Raw genomic sequence first — 25405 nt, forward strand, 5'->3', positions numbered from 1 at the left:
ATATAAAAATGAAAGAAAAAGAGATTATAAGAAACGGACAAGGTGACAACTACAATTATTCTCAGGATCATTGCTTTATCAAACTTTCTTCTGATAGCACACAAGGAGAGTTATGTTTTGTAGAGGACACCTTAAAACCTGGATTCTATCTAGCTAGACATCATCATAAAATCATGACCGAAGTATTTTATATATTAGAAGGAGAAGTAGAACTAATTTTTGATGATGAAACGATTATCGCAAAACCAGGAGACACGGTTACTGTGCCACCAAACGTATGGCATGCTGCAGGTTGTGCAGAAGGCGGAAAAATGCTTAGTATATTTAAAAATGGTCAATTTGATTTATACTTAGAAAAGCTATCTAAGATGTCTGATAGTGATTTTGAAGATGCTGAACTTATGAAAGCTATAGCTGCAGAATTTGATATCTACGAAGAATAAGGAATACTACATAACAATGTACTTAGACCACATATGAATTCATATGTGGTTTTGTTTTGTGGGGAATTTTACACTATTTTTAGATCCATAAAACAAAAATGCCTGTAAAGTTAACGAGATATAATACGTTTGTAAACGCTTACAAGTAATTACAAACGGTACTATATGCAATACCTATACACGCATGTTAGGCTTCATTAGCAAAAAAAGCTGAAATCTGAAATTATAGAAAAATGAACACACCTATTGTAAGTGAGAATTATTATAAAGAAAGAGAAGGTGTTTTAAAGCTTGCATTGGAGTTAAATAAATACGGTTATGTATTCAGAGAAACTTCAAACGGAGATATTGGCATTGATGGACAGATTGAATACATCACTGATAAAGGAAATTCTTTAGGTAAAATTGTTGCAGCTCAAGTAAAATCAGGAAACTCTTATTTACATGACAAAGGAGACCATTATGCCTTTTATCCTCATGAAAAACATAAAAATTATTGGTCGATTTTCCCTTTACCAGTCATTCTGTTTGTTTATTATCCGATAGATGAAAAAATCTATTTTACTGATGTAAGATATCAATTAAACAGTCCTAATCAATTACCATATATTAAACTGAATAAAATAAATTATCTCAACGAAAAAACAGCTTTAAACATATTTGAGACTAGTGGAGAATTTAGTATGCCTTATTATTCGATTCCTGAAGTTTTTGACAAAATGTTAAATACTATTTGTCCTAACCCAACATTCAGTGTGAGTTTCTTAGACTTATTCACTCAAGGTTTAACAAATATATGTAGACACATTTATTTTAGCATGGACTTAGTAATGACAATTGCTGATTATAATAACAAAACTGAATTTGGAGCTTCAATAGGTTCGACTGAACATGAGTTTTTACATGATTATGCAAAGTTTATAATAGGTCAAAACCTTGCGACTATTAATTATTCAGATTACTTAATTGATTGGCGCGAACGTCAATTACAACCAATGTTTATTGCACCTTTAAATAATAGAGGTTTCCTATTGCTCGATTATATTAAAGAGATAGAAAAAAAAGACAAAGAAGATTTACCAGAAACAACTTTGGTTAGAGAACGATTTATAGAAATGAAATTCTTTTCTAGCGATGATTATGCAAGATTAGAATTAGGTAAAAAAATTAGAGAAAAACTAAAAACGAAAGCCTAACAATGGCTATAATTAATACGGGTTTTGGTGCTTAACCCAAAGTTTAGAGCTTTTAACCAAGTCCGCCAAATCTTTTTGATTTGGATTTATAAAGAAAAAGATAAAACAAAATAAAAAGTTTTGGCTAAGTGCTTAATCGAAAGTTCACTACTTTTAATTCCCGTACTAACCATAGCCTAAACGTTAACTACAATTATTAAAAAAATAAAATATGAAAGATATAAGACTATTAATATTGTTAATTCTTATTTTTCTTTCGCTTAAATCAATTGCTCAAGAAAATTACATTCAATTAATAAACGGAGAGAAAATTAACATTGTTGAATATCAAGATATTAAAATATCAAAATCATCGGTTATTTATTCCACTTATCGAAAAAACAAACACGACCCTAACTGGCTAGAAAAAAATGTTCTAAAAACTCACAATAGAGAAAAGATTTCTAAAGTTTCACATAAAGAAGTATCTAAAATAGTTTTAGGAGATCGCTTATTCATGCCATTCCCTACAAAAAAGAATGGAAAAGGTCTCAAAATTTGTGAAATAGTAGCTGTAAATAATAACTTCACTTTAGTTCGATTTGAAAATTATTCACTTGGACCAGGTTCAAATAGCTATACTCCTACTAGAGTTGGAAAATTCTTCATATATGACAAAAAGAATAATATTCTTGATTCAGGATCTCTATCAATAAAAAAGAAGAAAAAGGTTTTTGAATCAATAAAAAGATACTTTAATAATTGCACAAAATTAATCTCTATTTTAAAAGTTTATGTTGAATCAAAAAATGACCAATATTTAGTTCTTCTGGAAAATTTTCACAACTTACAATGTCCAGATTAATTGAACAAATTATGCTGAAAATTAAAATGTAGTTAACACTATATATGTGATCATAGCAGCCAAGTGATGAATCGAATGGTTCTTGTATTTTGGTAAGGCGCAATGCTTGCAGAAAGTAAAAGTTAGCAACCAATGCGCAGAAAAACCCAAAAGCAAGGTAACATTTTGCCCTTCTACGACACATATATAAAACGTTAGCCACAATATCTACAAAATGTACTGCAAAAAATAAAATATGAATAAAGAAGCCTTCAAAATCGCACTAGAACAATTAGACAATGGTTGGGTATTTGAAGAATTTGGGCATCAATTTTTAAGTGCAAGATTGGGTTATGAATTTATTCCGATAGGCGGAACAGGAGACAAAGGATTGGACGGGTTTGAGCATATTCATTCGAGGTCGTCAAATGACAGAGAAATTTTTCAAATGTCCACGGAGAAATCCGACCCAAAATCTAAAATTACACAAACGATTGACAAACTTATCGCTAACGAAAAAGAGATTCAACGATTAACATATGTTACCAATAGAAAAATTAATAATAAAGATGTGATTATTGATGAAATATTTTCAGAAAAGGATGTTAATTTAAGAATTTGGGATAGTACTTGGTTCGAAGTAAATGTTAATAATTCAGAATCAACTAAAAGAGTTTATGATACTTTCCTAAAAACTAACTTTCAAGAATATAGCAAACCAGGTAAATCATATGCGGTTGCAAACTTAGACGAGGAATCTAGATTGTATGTGTTTCTTAGACAACAAATTGAAGAAAATACTAATACTAAAGATTTAAATGACAATCTTATAGACACTTTAATTATTTTTCACTTAGAACCAACAGACCCAGAAAAGAAAATTGTTATTTCCGAAGATTCAATAATAAATTACGTAAAAGGGTTTCTAAAAAAAGATGATGTTTCAGTTGACGATATTGTGAGAAAGAGACTTTCATTAATCAGTAAAACAAAAGATAAAAAAATACAATATCATAGTCAATTAGAAGGGTATTGCTTGCCTTTTTCAACTAGAAAGGAAATAACCGAACGTAATTTGCAAGATGTTGATTTAGAATTAACTTTTACCGAACAAACTTGTGAAAAATTAAAAAGCTATTTAAAGGATGAAAAAGTTATAGTAAGAAATGTCGCAAATCTTGTGAAAGAGACAGTTAAAACTATATTTTACGAACAAGGTTTAGAATTTTCAAATTTTATGTTGAGTAAAGAAAATGGAGGCTCAATTGAACAACATCTAATCCAAGTTGTAGACAAAGTAGTAGACGAAAGTTCAATCATTGTTGATAATCGCGCTAAAGTAAAAGAGTGTCTGATATATGTAATTAGAGAAATTGTATATAATGGCACTATTGAACAAAAGAAGTTTTTAAAATCATTGTCAAATACTTATATGCTAATGTTCCTTCTTCAATGGGATCCTAAGGTTGCTATCTATTTTCAATCATTAGCAAATAAATTAACATTGTTTATTGGTAATTCAATTTTAATTCCTGCTTTTTCTGAAATGTTTCTAGAACCAATTAACCGTAGGCATTGGAACCTTCTTAAAGGTGCCCAAAAAGCTGGTGTTAAACTGGTAGTTAGCGATGCAATTTTAGATGAACTAGTATCACACTTTAAAATATTAAGAAACATCTATTACGGAAATCTAAAAGAATCTGAAGATTTTTATCTTGAAGATGAATACAATTTGACAGCAGTTCAACACATAATTCTTCGAGCTTATTTTTATGCTAAAAAAAGAGGTAAAGTTTCTGACTTCGATAAATTTTTAAATCACTTTATCGACCCAGATTTAAAATCAGCAAAATTGGATTTGATAGAACTTTTAAAAGAATTGTTCGGTATAGAATATCTGTCTGAAGACAATCTTAATATCAACATAAAAGAATCTGTTTATGATAAGTTATTACAAGAATTAACCATTGAAAAATCTAGCCCCAAAAAAGCCGAAGTAGATGCTAAACTCATATTATCAGTATATGCATTAAGAGAAAAAAATAACGAAACAAATGATACTAGCATTTTTGGTTACAAAACTTGGTGGTTATCTAAAGACACTTCTACATTCAGAATGGTCAAAAAATTTCTAGATGAAGAATTTCACGTTAGTTGTTATATTAGACCTGATTTCTTATATAATTATATTGCATTAGCACCAAAAAAAGAAGAAATTGATGAAGTTTATGACGAACTGTTTCCTTCTTTACTTGGAGTAAATCTTAGTTACCATTTACCGAGTGATGTAGCCGACCACGTTCAAAAATCAATAAACGACCATAAAGATTTACCTAATTTTAGAAAAAAATCTACATTACGGAAATTTACTGAGCAATTAAAGTCTGATACTACTTTGAGAAAAAAGAAAAACTTGAACTCTTTTTTTGAAAAGGAATTTGCGGAATAATACTGTGGCTAACAATGTATAAGAAAACATAGGGCGTTTGTGGCAAACCGAATGGTCTTTGTATATTAACTAAGTCCGCTAAATATAAAATTTGGCGTTTAAAGCAAAAAAGATAAAAGCAAAATATTTATATTTAGCTAAGTAATAAACCGAAACGAAAGTGCTTATCATCTGCCCTACGTTTCTTATACTGAACGTTCATACACAAAACCGTTGTATCTAATTCCAGAGCACTATCGGAATGAAAATCACGAATAGAAGCCTACGCGACACATTCTTCCATTTTACTAGAAAAGAATCTCTGTACAGCATTAACATCAAAACAACTAGCTAAAGAAACTCTGCTCATTCTACAAATATCAACCAAATCACCACTACGTTTATATAATTTATTAAATGCTTAAATTAGTCCCAAACTCAAATAGTATTAACAAATGAATAAACTTAATCCCTCTATAAAACATCATTTATTAATAGGTGTATTTATAGGAATTTGGATGTTCTGTTTCGTTTACTTTATAAGACCATTTGAGATTGAATTCTTTTCAAACACCAATTGGGTAGGTCTCGGAATTGGGTTTTCCTTTCTTACATTTTTGTGTTACGCTATTGTAGCTGTTATACAAAACAGGATCTATAAAAAAATAGTAAGATGGAATGTAGTTTTTGAGATTATAACTATTCTATGTTTATGTTTGATTTTAAATATTGTTTTCTATAAGTATTCTAAAAGTTCAATTATAAATAGTGTCTATAACTTTTCTTTCTTTTCTTTTCTATTTGCTAAGACATCTATTGTATTAATCCCATTATTAATATTCTCTAGACTATATGTTGTAAGACTTATTCCTCCTAAAGAGGCCTTACTCACTATACGAGGTGATAATAAACTAGATATTCTTAAAGTATACCCTTCAGATCTAGTAAGTGCATCTAGCTCCCAAAACTATGTAGAGATTTTCTATTTAGATAATGGAGAATTAAGTTCAAAACTTATTCGTTCTTCATTAAAAAAGTTGCATCAAGAGATCCCTTTTTTGGTACAAGTGCATCGTTCTCACTTTATAAATCCAACACATTTTAAGTCCTGGAAAAACCAAAACACGATTTTCCTTACCCAAATGGAGGTTAGTGTTTCTAAAAATTATAAGGATAGTATTCTAGCCTTATAATTTTCGTACCTGAAAAATCATCTTTCGTCCCAAGCCCATATTATTTAACGGTTTGAAGCTTTTTTAAATGTATTTTTATCCCGTGATATTTATTACTAACGATTCTTCAAAAAAGCTTCATAAATGAAAAACATATCATTATTACTCGTTCTTATAAGCATACATTTTCAGATGAATGCCCAGTTTTGTAAAAACGAAAAAAATGAAATAGTTATTGGAACAGCAGATTCTTTATATTCTCATGTACTTAAAGAACAACGTGATATTTGGGTACATCTTCCAGAAGAAATAGAAGAAGGAAAAAAATACCCTGTAATATATGTATTGAATTCTCCCAGGCATTTTTATCCCGTTACAGGCATGTTAAAACTATTAGAAGATTTTGATATTCCAAAGTCTATTGTTGTGGGAATTACTAATACAGATAGCACTAGAGATTTTACTCCTACAAATGTTCTTATAGGACGACAAGGAAATTCTGTCGAAACTTCTGGCGGTGCTTCTAATTTTCTAGAATTTATGCAATGCGAACTTGCTCCATATCTCGAAAACAAATATCCTACAGATAAGTTGAGTACCATTGTAGGGCATTCTATAGCAGGACTTTTTACGGTATATGCCTATGTAAATCACCCAGATGTTTTTGACAATTATCTGGCTATAGATCCAAGCCTTTGGTGGGATAAAGAAAATCTAGTAAAGCAATCTAAAAAATTACTTAAAAAAGACAATTATCAAAACAAATCTTTACATCTTGCTGTAGCAAATAGTTATAAAGTAGATACTGTTAAAGTAAGAAGAATGGATGATGAACCCACCGAAGGGTTAAGAGCCAATCTTAAATTTCATGATATACTGGTAGAAAATCAAAAACATCTTGAAACATCTTGGAAATATTATCCAGAAGAAGATCACGGAGGTATTGTAACACTGGGAATGTACAATGGTTTACGATCTGTATATAAATGGTATAAATTTAAAGAAAGATGGCGTTTTAATACTCCAAAAAGATATAGTAAAGAAGAGCTAACACAACCTTTTTATACTCACTTTAATAAACTTAGCATTCGGTTTAAACGTGATATGAAACCAAAATGGGAATTTGTAAATGATTTAGGGTTCTTTATGCTAGACGTACACGACTTACCCAAAAAAGCCAAAGCCTATCTGGATATTAACCTACATTTTTATCCAGAAGAATCTAGAAGTTATGTAGCAATGGGTGATTTCTATTCAAAAACAAAAGAAAACCAAAAAGCCATAGAACAATATCAAAAAGCTATTGAAATTGATGGTAATAAAGATGCTCAAAAAAAGCTAAAAAAACTAACTAAATAAAAATTGTAACCTAGGACAGTACAGCTTTATAGATAACTAAAATGTTAAGATATTGTTGAATAATTTAAATTTAAAAAATCAACAAAATAACACCACAGCATAAAATTAATTACTTATCTAGATCTAATTCTGAAAATCCTTCCAAATATTATGTTCTGTTTCTATTTGCTAACTTAGTTGTTTAAACAATACAACTAATCGTATACAAACAGTTACAGGCAATTATTCACTTTTGATCGGACAACTTTTTAGGAGGGATATGCTGAGAGTATGTAGTTTTCTTCTGATTAACAAAACAGACAAATACTTTGCAAAAAGGAATTGCCCAAGTATTTTACGATGGTATCGTGGAGAGTTACGCTATCCAAACGTTAGCACGCTATTAAATACCAGATCATGGTCGTGATAATTTTTTATAAATTCAAATTTGAAGCGGAGTTGTGATGTGTTAATCTAAGGGAAATGAAATATCAGTTTCCTTTACCAACGGATCATACAGGATATGTATATTCCATAAGTTTGAATACCTCCGAAAAAGTCGGGATTATAAATTGTTATAAAACCTGAACAACAATACCTTTATTTATTATTAATTTTGATCTAAATAAAACAGTACACAACTTTGTGTGCCATTTGAAAAAACATTTTATAGATTGAACAAACTTTTAAAATATCGAGAAAATTTAAACCTCACTCAAGAAGAACTAGCTGAAAAAGCGGGTATTTCTACAAGAACGATTCAGCGAATAGAAAAAGGTATTGAACCCAAAGGACACACCCTAAAAGTCTTGGCCAAGGCTTTAGAAATTGACGAAAATGATTTAAAAGAAAATCAAATTAAATCTGAGAGTATCAATTATCAACTTATAAAATACATTAATCTTTCGTCCCTACCCCTTATTATGATCCCTCTAGGAAGTATTGTTTTACCCCTACTTATCATAGGTATAAAAAAACAATTCAATCCTCTGACCAAGCAAATAATTTCTTTGCAAATTCTTTGGTTTATTCTTTCTATAGTTCTCTTTTTTTTAATCGTACTTTTTACCGAAAATGGTAAAATCATTTTATTCTTAAGTTGTACCATTCTGTTTAACATCTTTATAATTTTAAGAAATGCAGTAGAGCTTGACAAAAACAAGAAGCTATACATTAAACTGAATTTCAACATCATATAAATAGTGTCAGATAATTGTCACCTCATTGTCAGATAACTTTTTGCTGTTTTTTTGATTGGTATTTGGAGATTTGAAACTTCAAATATCAATCAAAATTTAAAATGAAAATGTACAGACTAATTTTTGTAATCGTATTAACTCTAACAGCAAAAAACAGTTTTGCTCAAGTATCAAATAATTCAAACTTGTTTATTGAGTTAAAAGAAGCAGATAGCTTAATTTTTAAAGAAGGGTTTAATAAATGTAATTACTTAGCTCTAAAAAAAGTACTTCATAAAGATTTAGAATTTTTTCACGATCAAAATGGTAGTTCAAATTTAGAAGATTTTTATAAATCATTTACCAGCAGTATTTGCTCGAATCCTAATTTTAAACCCATTAGAAAATTGGTAAAAGAAACATTAAAAGTATTTCCTTTAAAAAATAATGGAGAAATATATGGCGCAGTACAAACAGGTGATCATGTTTTTTTTATTAAAGAGCCTAATAAAAAACTATATGCTACCGAGCGAGGTAGATTTATTCACACTTGGATTTTAGAAAATGGACAATGGAAAGTGAAACGAATTTTAAGTTATGAGCATAAACCACCCAAAAAAAATTATGGAGCTAAATTCGATGCTGATTATGCTTATACACTATTTGATAATGATAAAGAAATAGAGAAATTATTAAAAAAACATAATATTCCATCCATCGCAATAGGACTAATAAAGAAGGGAAAAATTCAACAAATAAGAACATTTGGGGATAAAAAACCAGGTGAATCCATTTCAAAGAACAGTATATATAAAGTTGCATCTTTAACCAAACCCATTACTGCTTTTGTGACTTTAAAATTAATTGATGAAGGGGTTTGGAATTTGGACAAACCTGTTTCAAAATATTTTATAGATGAAGATGTAAAGTATAGTAAATATGTAAACAAACTAACTACAAGACATATTTTATCGCATCAATCTGGTTTTCCTAATTGGCGATATTTGACGGATAACAAAAAATTATCATTTCAATTTATACCTGGATCAAAATGGCAATATTCTGGAGAAGGTTTTGAGTACTTACGTAAAGCGATTGAAAAGAAGTTTAACCGCCCTTTTGAAGAAATTGCCCAAGAAAAATTATTTAATCCATTAAGAATGAATAGCACCTATTTTTATTGGACAGATAAGATTGATGATAAACAATATGCGGTTGAGCACGATGAAAACGGAAAACCAATAAATTATGAAAAACATACTGTTGCAAATGCTTCGGCAAATTTATTAACTACAGTAGAAGATTACGCTAAATTTTTAGGGCATGTATTGAACGGAGCAGGTTTGTCTGAAAAAACTTATAATGATTTTCTAAAAGTCCAAGCAAACGAAAAAGTAGGAATTGATTGGAGTTTAGGAATGCAAATGTTAACTAACTTACCTAATAATGAAACTGCATTTATGCATACAGGTGGAGATTATGGCATAAAAACTATTGCAATAATCCTTAAAAACTCTAAAGATGGTTTAGTACTATTTTCAAATTCAGAGAACGGAATGGTTTTATGGCAAAAAATTATATCTGAATATTTCGGAGCTATTGGAGAAGAAATTGTTAGAAGAAATTTAGAACAATAAGAAAAAGTACGGCACATAATAACATATATAAAAACAACTATTAAAAGCCAAAATTATGGATTAGTTCTTTTCTTCTATCTTTGTTTGCCAACGGAAAATTAGCGAACAAATCTGCTACTTTTTATATACAAAACCGCTGTTAAATAATTTTATGAAACCTATACTATTTATACTTTTTGTTATTTGTTATAGCTCAATATTTGGACAAAATTTAATCGATTATACAAGTGATTTTGATTTATTAGGAGATGTTAAAAAGGTAGAAGAAAAGTCATACTCTTTAATATTTATAGCTATACTCGAAGCAAATGGTAAACTAGCAGAGCAATCTAAACTAGAAGATCACAGGGTTTTGTCTTTTAATAAAAAGAATATGCTTATTGACGAATATGAGAAAAATAAATATGGAGACGTTGTTAAGTGCCAATACATTTATGACAAAAATGACTCGTTAATAGACATTAAATATAACCAACAATCGTCTTTAAATAGAAGATTAAATAAAATTAGCGCACATTTCGGAAAAGAAATGATGACCCATACGGGAATTCTAAAGAGCTATAAATCTACATCATTACCCATGAAAAATTTTTATGATTCGAAAGGTAGGATTTCAAAAGTATACTACCAATACAAATCATACAACAACAAAAAGATTTCTAACTGTAACTTTTCATATGATGGCAGTAATTTGAAATCAATAGATTGTTATGACAGTAATGAAAAAATATTTTCTAAGAGGGAATATTCTTATGACGAGAAAAATAAAATTTTAAAAGAGAAATATAAGGTATATAACAATCAGGAATTAAAAAAAGAAACTACATCTTTTTTTAATAACAAAGGTATTATAACCAAAGAATATACAGAAGAATATAAAAATGATAAAATCCATTTAGTTATAGAGGTAATTTATACTAATTTCAAAAAATTAAGTACTATTATTACTAACCCCACAGACAATACTATCAGAAAAAAAATTAATGAATATGATTTAAAAGGTAATTTGCTTTCTCGTACAATGATTAATAAAAAAGGAGATAGCATTGTATATAAAAATTTCAAAACATATTCATATGATAAGCATAATAATATCTTAAGTTACAAGGAAACTTCTTTCGATTCAGAAACTGTTTCTAATATAAATGAAAAATTTAAGTATAAATATGATAAAAATGCTAATTGGATTATAAAATGTAATTGCCTTGATAATGAACCCGTAAAAACAACATTAAGAAAAATTGATTATCACAACTCCGCTTCAAATGAAACAATCAATAAAACAAATGCTATATTTTTTTGTGATCCAAATTATGAAAAAAGATTAAAAAAGCTAAGGAAGGAAATGGAAAGTGATCATCGAAACGATATTCCTGATATTGAAGAAGAAGAAAATTAATATTGTCTAGTACTTTATATATATGTAATACTGGGATTGATGGTTTAATATTGATAACCAAAATATCAGCAATATATACTACTGCATTTGCATGATTAAGATAAAGTGATATATTCGTAATAACGAATATAAACAGTACTTATTCTTAACCCAGATTACTAGAATATAAGTAGGCATGATCGCATATATTCGGCCCTATATCTCATTACGACGACTCAACACCATTATCCAACAATTCAGCTTTATAAAGTATTTAAATATTAAAAAAAATGTAATTTTTGAAAATATTAATCAATCAAATACTACGATGAAATCAAAAATCATTTGCATAATCGGACTTTGCTTATTCGTTATAAGTTATTGGATATTTACAAAAGGTAATGAATTTGCTCACAGTCAAAAACCAATTGATTTTGCTCATTGGCTAAATTTGATTGGAGCAGTTTTACTCTTGAATTTCAATAAAGTATTTCCAAAAAATAAAATCGGAAAAATCGCTTCTGTACTAACATTCATAGGAGTAGTCGCATTTATTGGACTAAATACAATCGACTTTATTTCGTGGAGTTTTGGAAATGATAATAATGCAAGAAATATCTTTTTAAACCAATTAGCGAGCACACCAGCGATAGCTTTTCCATTTGTTTATGTTGGTCCATCTTTACTTTTTTTAGGACTTACAATTCACGCTATAAATTTTATCAAGTCGAACCTTATTGGATACATCCTAACGGTATTTGGCGCCATTTTCATGGGATTAGGCTACTTCTTGTGGAATAATTTAATCTATACTGCATTGGGTGTATCAATTTTTTCTTTAGGTTTAATTCTAATACTTAGTAAAATAAACACAAATGAAAACGTTGCACAACAGGATATATAAAACCTAGCTAATAAATTCTAAACCGATAGATTTGTACTTACCTATAAAAACCGTTAAATTTTTAAATTTGACTTTTAGAACAGAAAAGTTAAAAACAAAAGTTCGGCTCTGTGTTAATTCGAAAAATTAGGTAACATTTTGCCTTGCTACGACATATATATTAAACAATCTAAGCAATTTGTAAAAACAGAACTATGAATAAAATTTTGGCATTTTTATTAATCTTTATTTTAAGTATTTCCTGTACACAGAATATTGAAAAAAAGAAAATTCTTTTCATTACAACCAATGTAGATAAGATGAAAAATGAACCAAATGGAACGTATCTGATTGAATTGGCAATCCCCTTCAATAAATTTTCTGAAAAAAATATAGAAATTGATATTGTATCACCAAAAGGTGGAAAAATCCCAATCTATCATAACGGGGATACTACGGATTTAGTCAAAAAAATTATCAAAAGTGAACTATTCAAAAATAAAACAGAAAATAGTTTAAAACCGTCAGAAGTAAATTCAGAGGAATATTTAGCTGTCATAATCCCTGGTGGGTATGGGCAATTTTGGGACACTCATAAAAATACAGATGTTCTTCATACAATATCGGAAATATATGATTCAGGAGGGATTATCGGAACAATTGGTCACGGAACTGCTACACTTATCGATGTGAAATTAAAATCGGGTCAATATCTGGTCAAAGACAAAACAATGACCAGTTTTCCTACATGGAATGAAAAAAATATAATGAAACAGTCTGATTTTGGAAAATTATTACCTTATGATATGGAAATTGAATTAAAAAAAAGAGGAGCTAATTTGAAAATATATAATCACGAAAAGAAAATAAATTATGAAATTGTTGATTCCCAAAATAGATTAATAACAGCATCTTTCGCAAATAGTGGAAAATTTGTAGCAGATGAAGTTCTTAAGTTCATTAATCCAGTCGAATAAGAAACGGCTTACAACAAGGTGTATAAAACTTTAAAAATTAAAACGACAGATTGAAATCTTTCATAAAAACAATAGTTATTTTTTTTACAAAAAACATTAATTTTTCAAATTTCTGGGTTAGAAATGGTGTTATACTTTTAGTAATTTCAATTGTATTAAATCATCTTTTCGAACCAAAACATTTTCCATTTAATGAAGATTATGAATTTCCTTTATTTCCTATAGTGGTTTCTATTATTGGTGGAGGTCTAATGATCCTTATCGCTCGCTTTAATTTTATATATTTTAAAAAAAAATACTTCACTAAAAATATTAGTATACAACTACTTTTACGTTTCCTATTTTCAACTTTAGGGTATATCACTATACTCTATTTCTTCTTTTATTTTGGTTTAAACGGTTTGATTAATGGAATTGAATCATACAGTATTTATCATTTACTAACAGGACTTTCACTCTCTCTACTAGTTTGTACGCTAGGAATTGCCCTTTTATTTTCTACCGATATTTATAACCTTCACAAGCTTACCTCGATAAAAGGCGTTCTTAAAGTGCAACAAGGAGGTAAAACAACCTTGGTTAACTATTCTGAAATTGCATTCATATATAGTGAAAACAAAATAGTGTATGTAACAAAAACTGATGGAACCTCCATTATAACAGATTTTACCCTCAACGAAGTCGAAAATGAAGTCAACAAACAAAGTTTCTATAGAGCCAATAGACAAACTATACTTCACACTCGTGCTGTTGAACAAATAAAATCTATAGAAAACGGTAAGTTATCAGTCTTACTCAAACCCACAATTTCTGATGAAAAAGCTTTTCAAATAAATATCAGTAGATATAAAAAACAAGAATTTATGAACTGGTTTAAGAGTAAGCTATAAAATTTAATGATTATTCAGCTGTTATTTTGATACCATTCAGTAAAAACAAGCCGTAGATCACTGTTTATATTGCTTTATCGTTATTACTTCGCTTAAAATTAAAAACGATAAAAAAATGAACAAAAGCTTTTTTACAACAAAATTGACACCGGTAATCGCAATAATCATTTGTTATATTTTATACCTATCAGGATCCTTTCAAATGATGATAGCCGCTTTATTATTAATAATAGCAAGTGCGGTTGAATACAAAAAGGAACTTTTTAGCTCTTTAGGTTTTCAGCGTAAAAATTTAAATATAAAAAGGCTGTTAATTGTAGCACCACTTTTGGGTATAGCTATCTTCTTATTTTATGGCTATGTCTTGATGCCAGGCGTTACCTATCTAACAGGGAAACCTATAGACTTTTCTGAATTTGAATCCTATGAAGGGAACTTGCCTGCTTCATTAAGCTTACTTGCTCTTATTTGGGCTTCGGCTGCGTTCGGCGAAGAAATTGTATTTAGAGGGTATCTAATGAGACAATTCACTAAGTTTTTTGGATCAAGTAAGATCAGCCTTGTCATTAATATTCTACTATTTGGATTTATTTTTGGCTGGCTACACGCATATCAAGGAATAAGTGGACAGATTTTATCAGGTATTACAGGTATGCTTTTAGCTGTTATTTTTCATATCCGCAAGAGCGATTTGTGGTTCAATATTGCTGTTCACGGATTTATTGATACTGTTGCATTAGTATATATGTATTATGGTTGGCTTTAATAGTTAAATAATAAAATCTATGTATAATAATGTATAAAGAAACACAAGGTTTTTATATTTAACGGAAGTGTTTACGGTTATTTACAAAATCGCCAAATATAAAATTTACTACTAATGTCTTATCCTATATTTTTAAAATTGTAATCCTGCGATAGGCATTTGCAGAAATCATAAGAGTAAAATATTTATATTTGGCTAAGTACACATCCGAAACGTATCGTTTATCATCCGCCCTACGATTATTGCAATAAAGGCAAATAACATAAAATAAGATCGAAGGATTTAATCAAAAAAATGTTTTTAATGATCGTGTTCTGTGTTTATCACTTTAATAATATTCTTTACTAATTTTAGTATATCAATCAAAAACGGCAAAGTCACCTAGATAAAAGTGATCTGCACTAACTATTAATCTAGATTATAAAAGAAGCCTATATCAATTCTTTCGTCCTATTACATATATAGTTAATATCATACTCCCTAACCAAAACAAGCACTTTAGTTACTGTAAAGATGCTTTCGCTAATTCTACGTTTCATAAAAGCTATTGATATCCTAGGTTTGGGGTATTAACTATAAAGAACAATACTATGAAGAATCAATTTAGCTTAAACATCAAAACTCCATGTACTGAAAATTTTAACGACTTTTCTTCAACAAGAAAAGGTGGATTTTGTAATTCTTGTAGCAGAGAAGTCATCGATTTCTCTAAGATGAATTCTACAGAGATCATTAATTATTTTAAAACTAATTCTACAAAAAATACGTGTGGTAGATTTAATAGTAGTCAACTAAAAACATACAACTATAGCGTAAAGAGAAAAAGTATCAGTTACATCAGCGGTATCGCATTTGCTTTCTTAACCTTGTTTTCATTTACTAAAACACAAGGACAAGATCTAAAAAATAAAACAAGAATCTCCGATAATAATCCTTCAGAACTTAAGGTCGCTAGTGCTCAAAACAACATTACCGTAAAAGGTATCGTATCAGAAAGCGGAGTTCCTTTACCTGGTGCCAATATTGTTTTACAAGGAACAACCATAGGCACATCTACCGATTTTGATGGAAATTTCGAATTTCCAGTAGCACTTAAAAAAGGAGATGTCTTAGTATTTAGTTATATAGGATTTACCTCTAAAAAAGTAGTAATAAGAGATCAAAAATCCGCAAATGATATAGCTCTAAAAGTAAACTTAAAAATGGATGGTTGTGTATTAATGGGTAAAGTTGCGGTAAAAAAAGTATATAGCTCAAAAAGAAATTAATCAAATTGCATTGTTATGAAAACTAGTCTCTATCTTTTTTTATTCATTTTTTTTGGCAATTACTTAAATGCTCAAGTCTCGGACTTTAAGCATATCGATTTCACTAGAGCGGATAATATTGCTAAACTACACAAAGGAGCTTCTTTAGAGAATCTACCACTATTAGCACATGAGCTTACGAATTCACTGCCTACAGAAGTCGAAAAATTTAGAGCGATCTATGTGTGGGTTTGTCAAAATATAAAAGGCGATAATACGCAGTTTACTAAAGTGAATAAAAAAAGAAAGAAACTAAGACAAGATTCCATTTCATTTATGAGGTGGAACCATGAATATAAAAAAACTGCTTTTAAAAAATTATTAAAACGCAAAAAGACAATGTGCACAGGATATGCATATTTAATTAAAGAATTATGCCATTTGTCTAATATAACCGCAGAAATTGTGGATGGATATGGTAGATCTGTGGAATCTAACATCAAAACATTAGAAATGGCAAACCATTCTTGGAATGCAGTTTTACTAAATAGCAAATGGTATTTATGCGATGCTACTTGGTCTAGTGGTTATCTAAATGAATATAACGTTTTTGTAAGAGCATATAATGATGGTTATTTTTTAACAGATCCTCTACTATTTGGAAAAAATCATTTCCCCATAAAACAAAAATGGTTATTGACTGAAAACATTACAGCGATTAGTTTTGTAAATGCACCATTAGTCTACGGAGAAACATTTGAAAATAACATCACTCCTATTTATCCACAAAATATGGACCTATCTATAAATAAAGATCAAGAGGTTATATTTAGTTTTAAATCGAATAAAATTGTTTCGGATAAAAACATTGCATTAGTTTACTATATAGGCATTGAAGAAAGAACATTAGAAATTTACAACAAAGAAAAATCTGATGATATCCAGTCGTTTAAACATACATTTAAAAACAAAGGCATTTATGATACTCATTTAAAAATCAACGGTGATATTGTAGCAACCTATACTATTAATGTTACTAAAAGTTAGGTATCTAATCAACAGGTTAAATTCACTCAAAATTTAGTATCTTTTATTGCAGAAAAAACCTTAAATCTTAATAACAAGAATAAAAAAAGTGATCTCTAAACTCTCTTCATTCCTTGAAACCTTAAGAAAAGAACCTAAACGACTTTTTCTAATTGATGGATTGGGAGCGCTAGTTACATTATTTTTTTTAGCTGTGGTATTAACAAAGTTTCAGGAGTATATTGGGATGCCTAAAAAAGAACTCTATTTTTTATCCATCTTTGCTTTGTTTTTTTCGGTGTATTCTATGACTTGTTATTTCTTAAAACCCGTTAATTGGAATATTTTGCTAAAAATAATAGCTTACGCTAATCTTTTATACTGCTTTATTACAATTGGATATCTATACTACTTTTACGAAAATTTAACTGTTATCGGGTTGCTTTACTTTATCATAGAAATATTGATCATATTTGTATTGATTAATTTAGAACTAACAGTTGCTAAATCCTAGAACAAGATATCTTATCTTATTTTTTGGAGAAACAAACAGCATAAAACAATTCTATGAAACCTAAAAAGACTATACCTAGATCATTATTGTTAATGGCTACTCTGATCTTGATACTCTGTGGTTGTAAAAATCCAGAGAAGAAGATTTCGGAAACTGTAGACACTAAAAACATAAAAATTCCATTTGAATTAACTCCATATAACAATATCAAAATAAAAACGGTCCTAAACAGTAGAGATACATTATTTCTAAAATTTGATTCAGGAACAACGGGTCTTCTACTTACTCACGAAGCCATAAAAGAAAAAACTAATTTATTGGACCACAAAAAAGAAATAACTCCAACACAAAACTATGTAAAGCTCAAAACTCCAGCCTCGTTACAAATAGGAGAATTAGTATGGGATAATCTAGAAGTATATCCTGTAAAACATTCTGGTCAAGGAACGGATGGCCGTTTTGGTTGGGATCTATTTAAAGACAAAATAATATCCTTAGATTATGATAAAAATCTTTTGACTGTACACAATGAATTACCCGATCTAAAAGGATACACAAAAACGAAACTCGAAGTTGTAAAAACTATATTATGTCTTAACGGAGAAATTTCTATTAGAAACAAAAAGTATAACAGTCGTTTTTTATTCGACACAGGATATCAAAAAGCCTTACTCCTAGACAGTATCATATTAAGTGAGCAATCATTCCCTAAGGACTTAAATCTTATCAAAACCAATCAGTTAAGAAATGGCGCTGGAGATATATTCATAACCAAAGTAGTTGAGATTCCTACTCTAAAGATTGCTGGACAACACATACATAAATTACCGACACAACTTTTAAACAGAGAAAACCCGGCAGGAATCAAAACTCATATTTTAGGAAATGAATTACTAAAAAGGTTTAATACCGTTTTTGATTTCAGGAATAATACTATGTATCTTATTAAAAATTCGCTATCCGAAGTACCATTTAGTGATGCTTCATAAAAAAAACCTCACAACTCTATCTCTTGTGAGGTTTTCCGGTTTTAAACAAACACATTGAAATTATGCTCTTCCTATTTTTTTGGTAACATTACAGTTTCTAATGTATGAATCATACCGTTAGAAGCCTCTATATCGGTTTTCATTAACCTACCGGCATTACCATTTTTATCTATTAAATAAATTTTTCCTCTTTTTCTACTCGCTATTAATCTAGTCCCTCCAAGAGTTCTTAATTTTACACTTCCGCCACCATCATTAATAGCCTTAATGATGTCTTCTTCATTTATTGTCCCAGAAATGATGTGACAATTCATAATAGCAGAAAGCTTTTCTTCATTTTTTTCTTCGATAAGCTTTTCTATTATTCCTTCAGGCAATTTTTTAAAAGCACCATTTAATGGAGCAAAAACAGTATATGATTTGGTTCCGTTAAATTTCGTAGCATATTCAGAAGACTGAACTATTTTATTCAATTCCTCAAAAGCGATATCATAAGATATCAATTCCTTAATTGTTGAAGTATTCGTTTCTACAGTAGGAATATCCGCTTGCGCAATTAACTTATCATCTAAGGATTTAGATTCTTTCTTAACCACAAGTCCTTCACAGGAAACAAACGTGATTATTAAGATAAGTGAAAAAACGTTAAATAGACTTTTAATCTTCATGTTCTAAATTGATTTTAATGGAGTAATTATTAGTTATTGATAACAATTTTATAATCAAAGTATTACTTGATAACGGGTTAAAACTATTGTAATTAACGTTAACAAATGTTAATAAATGAGTATTCGTAAGAAGCTAATTAGTATGCGTTTTCACACCCTTGTGGTTGTACCGTAATTAGTATAAAAACCAGTGTTTTCTAATTAAAATGAATGCTAATAAGTACAATCTAAAATATACTATCAACTTAAAAAATGTTATTTTTAACATGATCATCTTAAGCAAACTCATTTAATTCAAGCCATTATGAAACCAAATAACTTTTTAAGTCTTCTCTTATGTGCTATATTATTTATTCCGATTTATAGTCAAAAAAAACTCTCCAACAATAAAAAGGCTATTATAAAATCTATAGAAAAACATCAAGAAGAGCTTACTAAAATCAGCGATGAGATCTGGGCATTAGCAGAAACTGCTTTCGAAGAAAATCAATCTTCCAAGCTACTAGCTGATTATGCAGAAAAGCAAGGATTTACTGTAGAACGTGGAGTAGCAGGAATGCCTACAGCTTTTGTTGCCACTTATGGATCAGGAAAACCTGTAATAAGTGTGTTAGGAGAATTTGACGCATTACCGGGTATCTCACAAAAAGCGCAACCAACCAAATCTCCACTGAAAGAAGGAGCTGGAGGACATGGTTGCGGGCATAATCTTTTTGGAGCAGGGAGTCTTGGTGCAGCTATTGCTGTAAAGGAATTGATAGAAAGTGGAAAAATTAAAGGAACCGTGAAATTTTTTGGTACGCCAAGTGAAGAAAAATACTTTGGAAAGATATGGATGGTAAGAGAAGGATTGTGGAATGATGTAGACGCTAATATTAGCTGGCACCCTTCTGCATCTACCAAAGCAGATGTGCAAAGTTCATTAGCTCTTGTAGACTTTAAAATTGAATTTTTTGGACAAGCAGCCCATGCATCTGCAGATCCATGGAATGGTAGAAGTGCTTCTGATGCCTTAGAAATTTATACGACTGGAATTAATTATTATAGAGAACATGTAAAACCAACAGTTCGTATGCACTATCATATCCAGGATGGAGGACAAGTAGTTAATGTTGTCCCCGATTATTCTAGGTTATGGATGCGAGTACGTGACACGAAGCGTTCTGGAATGATGCCTGTATATGAGCGAGTAAAGAAAATGGCAGAAGGTGCAGCAATTATGGCAAATGTAGACTACAAAATCTCTTTAATATCAGGTATTTATGAAGTATTAGTAAATCGTGAAGGCGGGAAATTAATGCAAAACAATCTAGAACTTCTTGGGCCTATTACTTATACTAATGATGAAATTGCTTTTGGAAAAAAGATTCAAGAGGTTACTAAAAAAGAACAAGTAGGAATGGACAGTGCCATTAATCCTCTTGAAGAGACTAAAGAACATCCAGGAGGCGGTTCTACAGATGTAGGAGATGTAAGCTGGAACGTTCCTAATATTAATCTAGGAGTAACTACTGCTCCAAAAGACACGCCTTGGCATTCGTGGGCAGTGGTCGCTTGCGGCGGAATGAGTATAGGTCATAAAGGAATGCTTTATGCATCAAAAGCCATGGCAATGACCATGACAGATCTTTATGAAAATCCAGAAGCATTAGAAAAGGTAAAAGCAGAATACAAAGAACGTAAAGGAGATGAAGTCTATGAAGCTATTGTTCCCGAAGGTCCTCCTCCGGTGCCAAGTAACAGTAAAAAATAATATGACTGGTAACATATGAAACTTTTGACAAAAAGAATCACACTATCGCTTTTACTAATACTACTAATTTTTGTAGTACATATACTAATATCAACTGGTTTTTTTAGGTCTGTAGAAAACAATTTTGAAGGAACAGTTTTAAAAGAGATTTCTATCAAAGGTGCCGAAGATATTACGGTAAATATATCAGAAGGTTTTGCGCTAATTTCATCTACCAATAGAGAAATCTACCCTCCTATTATGGAGGAAAAAGGAGCTTTATATTTTATGGATCTCAAAGACAATAGTTTTAATTTAACTAATCTTACCTCTTCTTTTAATAAACCTTTTGCTCCACACGGTATATCGATGATTAAAAAAGATAGCACCTATACAATTATGGCTATTAATCATACTCCAAAAGGGCATTCTATAGAAGTTTTTTCGATGCAGGATAAAAACCTGATTCACAAAAAAACTCTTAAGCATCCTTCACTAATTAGTCCAAACGATCTAGTTCTTATTGATGAAAACCGATTCTATATAACAAACGATCATAAATATACGGATGGATTTGGTAAAATATTAGAGGAGTATCTGGGACTTTCTATTTCTAATGTTTTGTACTATGATGGAGAAAACTATATAGAAGTTGCAGACGGAATTGCCTATGCCAACGGAATTAATTTTGACCGTAAGCGTAACTTATTATATGTAGCGTCTCCAAGAGCTTTTTTGGTCAAAGCATATACTAAAAAAGATGATGGTACGCTAGAATTCATAGAAGACATTCCTTGTAATACAGGAGTAGATAATATTGAAATTGATTCTGAAGGAAATCTGTGGATAGGAGCCCATCCTAATCTATTGCGCTTTGGATCTTATGCTAAAGGTAAAAAAGAAACCTCTCCTTCAGAAATTATAAAAATCACCTACAACGGAAAGAATGACTATACCATTAAACAACAATATACAGATGACGGAACGGGAATGTCTGGATCCACTGTGGCTACACCTTATAAAAATCTTATCATTACTGGGAATGTTATGGACGACCATTTTCTAATTTTAAAAGTAAAAAAATAGATCACTCCATTAAATAATGTATTTATTTATTAACTACAATGACAGCATCTTTAAAAAATCACATCCTAAGGTTTGTACATCCATCAGAAAAAGAAATAACTAATTTCATAAACCTTGTTGAAATTGAAAATATTGCTCCCAAACAATTTATTTTAAAAGAAGGAAATCATTGTAATCATAATCATTTCATTGTAAAAGGCTGTTTTAGATCATTTTTCGTCAATAAAAAAGGGGTAGAAAAAACAGTGAATTTCGGCATAGAAGATTGGTGGTTAACGGATTTTGATAGTTTTATTAATAAAACTCAAACACAACTTAATATCCAAGCTACCGAAGATGCTGTAATTTTAAAAATCAGTAGATCTAACCTAGATAGTATATTACAAAACTCTTTGGAAATCAATAAATATTTTAGAATTATTCAAGAACGAGTTAGAATAGCCGATCAAAAAAGAATACAATATATGTTCAACCTATCAGGAGAAGAATTATATAACACCTTTTATAAATATAATCCAGAGTTTGTACAGCGAGTTCCACAGTACATGTTAGCTTCTTATTTAGGATTTACTCCAGAATTTTTAAGTAAAATAAGAGCAAAAAAGCGTTCTTAATATGTTTCTTAATCTAGATTAAGTTTTTCATCATTTCATATGTTGAATTTTGCTTTAAACAAATAACAACATACTTATGAAAGCAGATAGAATAGATATCGGTAAGATTAAACCAAGTGCGTACCAACCATTGTTTGATTTACATAAAAATTGCAAAAAAAGTACCTTAACAGATCTAGAGTTTTTATTGATTGAAATAAGAGCTTCTCAAATCAATGGTTGTGCCTATTGTATACAAATGCACATAAAAGAAGCTATCGGAAAAGGTGAAAAACAATATCGTATCCACGCGTTACCTGTATGGCGAGATTCTCCATTTTTTACATCCGAAGAGCAAATCATTATAGCAATGACTGAAGAAATTACTCTTATTTCTAATAATGGATTATCAGAAACCTTATATCAAAAAGCGATCAATACATTTGGAGAAGAAAAAGTAATCGATATCATTATGGCTATATGCGGAATCAATGCTTGGAATAGAATTGGAGTTGCTACATTGCTAACCCCTGCACCATCACAAGAATAAAAAACCGTTAGTTATTTTCTTATGAAAATCATTTATATCAAACTCTTTTTAAGAGTTAGTATCGCTATTGGTTTTATTTCTGCAGTAGCAGACCGATTTGGATTTTGGTCAAAAGAAAATTCTGCCTGGGGAACTTGGGGTAATTTTCTAGAATACACTAAACTGCTAAATCCTTGGGCTCCCGAATCTATTATTAATGTTATTGGTATCATAGCCACGCTAGCAGAGGTATTATTGTCAATCTTCTTACTTATAGGATTCAAAACTTCATTATTTGCTAAAGTTAGTGGAGTTTTATTACTAATCTTTGGAATTTCTATGACAATTACATTAGGTATTAAGGCTCCTTTAGATTACTCAGTATTTTCTGCATCTGCAGCAGCATTTGGTTTAAGTTTAATAAAAGAAAAATATCTAGAAATTGATCAGTTGTTTTAAAGAAGTACATTAAAACTTGGTATTGTAGCTTTAACCATTGATTAAGTCATTGATGTCTTTTTATATTTTAGCTTTACAATATAACTACAATCATTAATTATGAAAAAGAATAACTGGTCACAACTAGAGTTAATAAATAATACTGATCACCCTAAAAAGAGATTCGAACTCAAGGTCGAAAATGAAACTATATTTATTGAATATATACTTACTAGTGATAATTCTATATACCTTACCCACACTGAAGTCCCTGTATCAATGGAAGGAAAAGGGTTAGGGAGTACTATTGTAAAGAAGACATTACAATATATACAAGAAAAAAAATATAAAATGATACCACTTTGTCCATTCGTAGCTGCTTATATTAAAAAGCATCCAAAAGAAGCAGATGGAATATTAAAAGATGGATATTCTATTAAATAAGAAATATCAGTCATTTAGCATTTGCCAAAGTCTATCTTTAAGCTCTTGCAAACCTTGTTGAGCAACAGAAGAAATAAATAAATACGGAACATTCAATTGAGCATCTAGCTCTGATTTTAGTTCCGTTCTCAGTTCATCATCCAACATATCGCATTTAGAGATAGCTATCAATCGTTCTTTGTCTAATAAATCCGGATTATACCTTCTTAATTCATCCAATAGGATTTCATATTGTTCTTTAATATCTGGAGCATCTGCAGGAACTAAAAACAATAATGTAGAATTCCGTTCTATATGTCTCAAAAATCGATGACCAATTCCTTTACCTTCAGCTGCTCCTTCTATGATTCCAGGAATATCAGCCATCACAAATGTTTGAAAATCTCTATACTCTACAATACCTAGATTTGGTTTGAGTGTGGTAAATTCATAATCTGCAATCTTAGGTTTTGCCGATGTAATAACAGAAAGCAAAGTAGATTTTCCTGCATTCGGAAAACCTACTAAACCTACATCTGCTAATATTTTTAATTCTAATGTGATATCAAATTGTTGCCCTTCTATACCCGGTTGCGCATATCTAGGAGTTTGATTTACTGAATTTTTAAAATGCCAGTTTCCACGACCACCCATTCCACCTTCAGCGATGATAATTTCCTGTCCTTTCTCTGTAATTTCATGAAGAATCTCTTGAGTTTCTGTATCACGGATCACAGTTCCTAAAGGGACATCCACATATACATCATCTCCATCAGCACCACTACTCCTATTTTTACTTCCATGTCCTCCATGTTCTGCTCTAAAATGCCTTTTAAACTTTAGATGATAAAGCGTCCACATATTTGGATTCGCTTTTATGATAACATGACCTCCACGTCCACCATCTCCTCCATCGGGACCACCTTTGGTAATATATTTCTCTCTATGTAAATGCACCGATCCTTTACCTCCATTTCCGGAAGTAACATGTAATTTTACATAATCTACAAAATTTCCTTCTGTCATAATACGCTACCTAATTGTTCTAACC

The 25405-nt window shown here is 30.1% G+C and carries 24 protein-coding genes; 22 read left to right on the plus strand and 2 right to left on the minus strand.

Annotation, left to right across the window (positions count from 1 at the left end; translation table 11 throughout):
• The first annotated feature begins 8 nt into the window (after nucleotides 1-8).
• From H526_RS0108325 to H526_RS0108405, 16 genes are all read left to right on the plus strand, one after another.
• Nucleotides 9-443: a cupin domain-containing protein gene (locus tag H526_RS0108325; RefSeq protein WP_027392581.1), complete on the plus strand. Its 435-nt coding sequence runs from the start codon at nucleotides 9-11 to the stop codon at nucleotides 441-443.
• Nucleotides 444-676: 233 nt separating this feature from the next.
• Nucleotides 677-1639: a DUF4365 domain-containing protein gene (locus H526_RS28665; protein ID WP_051336059.1), complete on the plus strand. Its 963-nt coding sequence runs from the start codon at nucleotides 677-679 to the stop codon at nucleotides 1637-1639.
• Between the two features lie 211 nt (nucleotides 1640-1850).
• A complete protein-coding gene (locus H526_RS0108335; RefSeq protein WP_027392582.1) occupies nucleotides 1851-2483 on the plus strand; it encodes a hypothetical protein in 633 nt (210 codons plus the stop codon).
• A 235-nt stretch (nucleotides 2484-2718) separates the two neighbouring features.
• Nucleotides 2719-4911 (plus strand): hypothetical protein, encoded by a 2193-nt coding sequence (locus tag H526_RS0108340; RefSeq protein WP_027392583.1) that lies wholly within the window; start codon nucleotides 2719-2721, stop codon nucleotides 4909-4911.
• Nucleotides 4912-5345: 434 nt separating this feature from the next.
• A complete protein-coding gene (locus H526_RS0108345; RefSeq protein ID WP_027392584.1) occupies nucleotides 5346-6083 on the plus strand; it encodes a LytTR family DNA-binding domain-containing protein in 738 nt (245 codons plus the stop codon).
• 123 nt (nucleotides 6084-6206) lie between these two features.
• A complete protein-coding gene (locus H526_RS0108350; RefSeq protein WP_027392585.1) occupies nucleotides 6207-7421 on the plus strand; it encodes an alpha/beta hydrolase-fold protein in 1215 nt (404 codons plus the stop codon).
• Nucleotides 7422-8074: 653 nt separating this feature from the next.
• A complete protein-coding gene (locus H526_RS0108355; protein ID WP_027392586.1) occupies nucleotides 8075-8599 on the plus strand; it encodes a helix-turn-helix domain-containing protein in 525 nt (174 codons plus the stop codon).
• Between the two features lie 107 nt (nucleotides 8600-8706).
• Nucleotides 8707-10215 (plus strand): serine hydrolase domain-containing protein, encoded by a 1509-nt coding sequence (locus tag H526_RS0108360; RefSeq protein ID WP_162144483.1) that lies wholly within the window; start codon nucleotides 8707-8709, stop codon nucleotides 10213-10215.
• Between the two features lie 151 nt (nucleotides 10216-10366).
• Nucleotides 10367-11614, plus strand: coding sequence for a hypothetical protein (locus H526_RS0108365; protein WP_027392588.1), 1248 nt, complete (start codon nucleotides 10367-10369; stop codon nucleotides 11612-11614).
• A gap of 307 nt (nucleotides 11615-11921) precedes the next feature.
• Nucleotides 11922-12497, plus strand: coding sequence for a hypothetical protein (locus tag H526_RS0108370; protein WP_035084928.1), 576 nt, complete (start codon nucleotides 11922-11924; stop codon nucleotides 12495-12497).
• Between the two features lie 194 nt (nucleotides 12498-12691).
• Nucleotides 12692-13453, plus strand: a complete 762-nt coding sequence (locus tag H526_RS0108375) for a DJ-1/PfpI family protein (RefSeq protein WP_027392590.1) — start codon at nucleotides 12692-12694, stop codon at nucleotides 13451-13453.
• A 50-nt stretch (nucleotides 13454-13503) separates the two neighbouring features.
• Complete coding sequence (locus H526_RS0108380) at nucleotides 13504-14343, plus strand: LytR/AlgR family response regulator transcription factor (protein ID WP_027392591.1); 840 nt, start codon at nucleotides 13504-13506, stop codon at nucleotides 14341-14343.
• Between the two features lie 115 nt (nucleotides 14344-14458).
• A complete protein-coding gene (locus H526_RS0108385; RefSeq protein WP_027392592.1) occupies nucleotides 14459-15109 on the plus strand; it encodes a CPBP family intramembrane glutamic endopeptidase in 651 nt (216 codons plus the stop codon).
• A 590-nt stretch (nucleotides 15110-15699) separates the two neighbouring features.
• Nucleotides 15700-16377: a carboxypeptidase-like regulatory domain-containing protein gene (locus tag H526_RS0108390; RefSeq protein WP_027392593.1), complete on the plus strand. Its 678-nt coding sequence runs from the start codon at nucleotides 15700-15702 to the stop codon at nucleotides 16375-16377.
• A gap of 15 nt (nucleotides 16378-16392) precedes the next feature.
• Nucleotides 16393-17403: a transglutaminase domain-containing protein gene (locus tag H526_RS0108395; protein WP_027392594.1), complete on the plus strand. Its 1011-nt coding sequence runs from the start codon at nucleotides 16393-16395 to the stop codon at nucleotides 17401-17403.
• Nucleotides 17404-17949: 546 nt separating this feature from the next.
• Nucleotides 17950-18885 (plus strand): hypothetical protein, encoded by a 936-nt coding sequence (locus H526_RS0108405; protein ID WP_027392595.1) that lies wholly within the window; start codon nucleotides 17950-17952, stop codon nucleotides 18883-18885.
• 71 nt (nucleotides 18886-18956) lie between these two features.
• Here the strand turns inward: H526_RS0108405 and H526_RS0108410 are convergent, their stop codons facing one another.
• A complete protein-coding gene (locus tag H526_RS0108410) occupies nucleotides 18957-19553 on the minus strand; it encodes a fasciclin domain-containing protein (RefSeq protein WP_027392596.1) in 597 nt (198 codons plus the stop codon).
• A gap of 304 nt (nucleotides 19554-19857) precedes the next feature.
• Between H526_RS0108410 and H526_RS0108415 the strand changes: the two genes are divergently transcribed.
• The 6 genes from H526_RS0108415 (at nucleotide 19858) to H526_RS0108440 (ending at nucleotide 24375) form a co-directional block, all read left to right on the plus strand.
• A complete protein-coding gene (locus H526_RS0108415; protein WP_027392597.1) occupies nucleotides 19858-21306 on the plus strand; it encodes an amidohydrolase in 1449 nt (482 codons plus the stop codon).
• A 15-nt stretch (nucleotides 21307-21321) separates the two neighbouring features.
• Nucleotides 21322-22371 carry an SMP-30/gluconolactonase/LRE family protein gene (locus H526_RS0108420; RefSeq protein ID WP_027392598.1) on the plus strand — a complete coding sequence of 350 codons (1050 nt, stop codon included), beginning with the start codon at nucleotides 21322-21324 and terminating at the stop codon, nucleotides 22369-22371.
• A 38-nt stretch (nucleotides 22372-22409) separates the two neighbouring features.
• Complete coding sequence (locus H526_RS0108425; protein WP_027392599.1) at nucleotides 22410-22985, plus strand: Crp/Fnr family transcriptional regulator; 576 nt, start codon at nucleotides 22410-22412, stop codon at nucleotides 22983-22985.
• 76 nt (nucleotides 22986-23061) lie between these two features.
• Nucleotides 23062-23514: a carboxymuconolactone decarboxylase family protein gene (locus tag H526_RS0108430; RefSeq protein ID WP_027392600.1), complete on the plus strand. Its 453-nt coding sequence runs from the start codon at nucleotides 23062-23064 to the stop codon at nucleotides 23512-23514.
• 21 nt (nucleotides 23515-23535) lie between these two features.
• Nucleotides 23536-23952 carry a hypothetical protein gene (locus H526_RS0108435; protein WP_027392601.1) on the plus strand — a complete coding sequence of 139 codons (417 nt, stop codon included), beginning with the start codon at nucleotides 23536-23538 and terminating at the stop codon, nucleotides 23950-23952.
• A gap of 99 nt (nucleotides 23953-24051) precedes the next feature.
• Entirely contained in the window at nucleotides 24052-24375 is a 324-nt protein-coding gene (locus H526_RS0108440) for a GNAT family N-acetyltransferase (protein ID WP_027392602.1), read from the plus strand.
• 6 nt (nucleotides 24376-24381) lie between these two features.
• Here H526_RS0108440 and obgE read toward each other — a convergent pair whose 3' ends face one another.
• Entirely contained in the window at nucleotides 24382-25380 is a 999-nt protein-coding gene (gene obgE, locus H526_RS0108445) for a GTPase ObgE (RefSeq protein WP_027392603.1), read from the minus strand.
• Nucleotides 25381-25405 lie beyond the last annotated feature (25 nt).

The sequence above is a fragment of the Aquimarina latercula DSM 2041 genome (genome assembly GCF_000430645.1).
GTDB classification, from domain to species: domain Bacteria; phylum Bacteroidota; class Bacteroidia; order Flavobacteriales; family Flavobacteriaceae; genus Aquimarina; species Aquimarina latercula.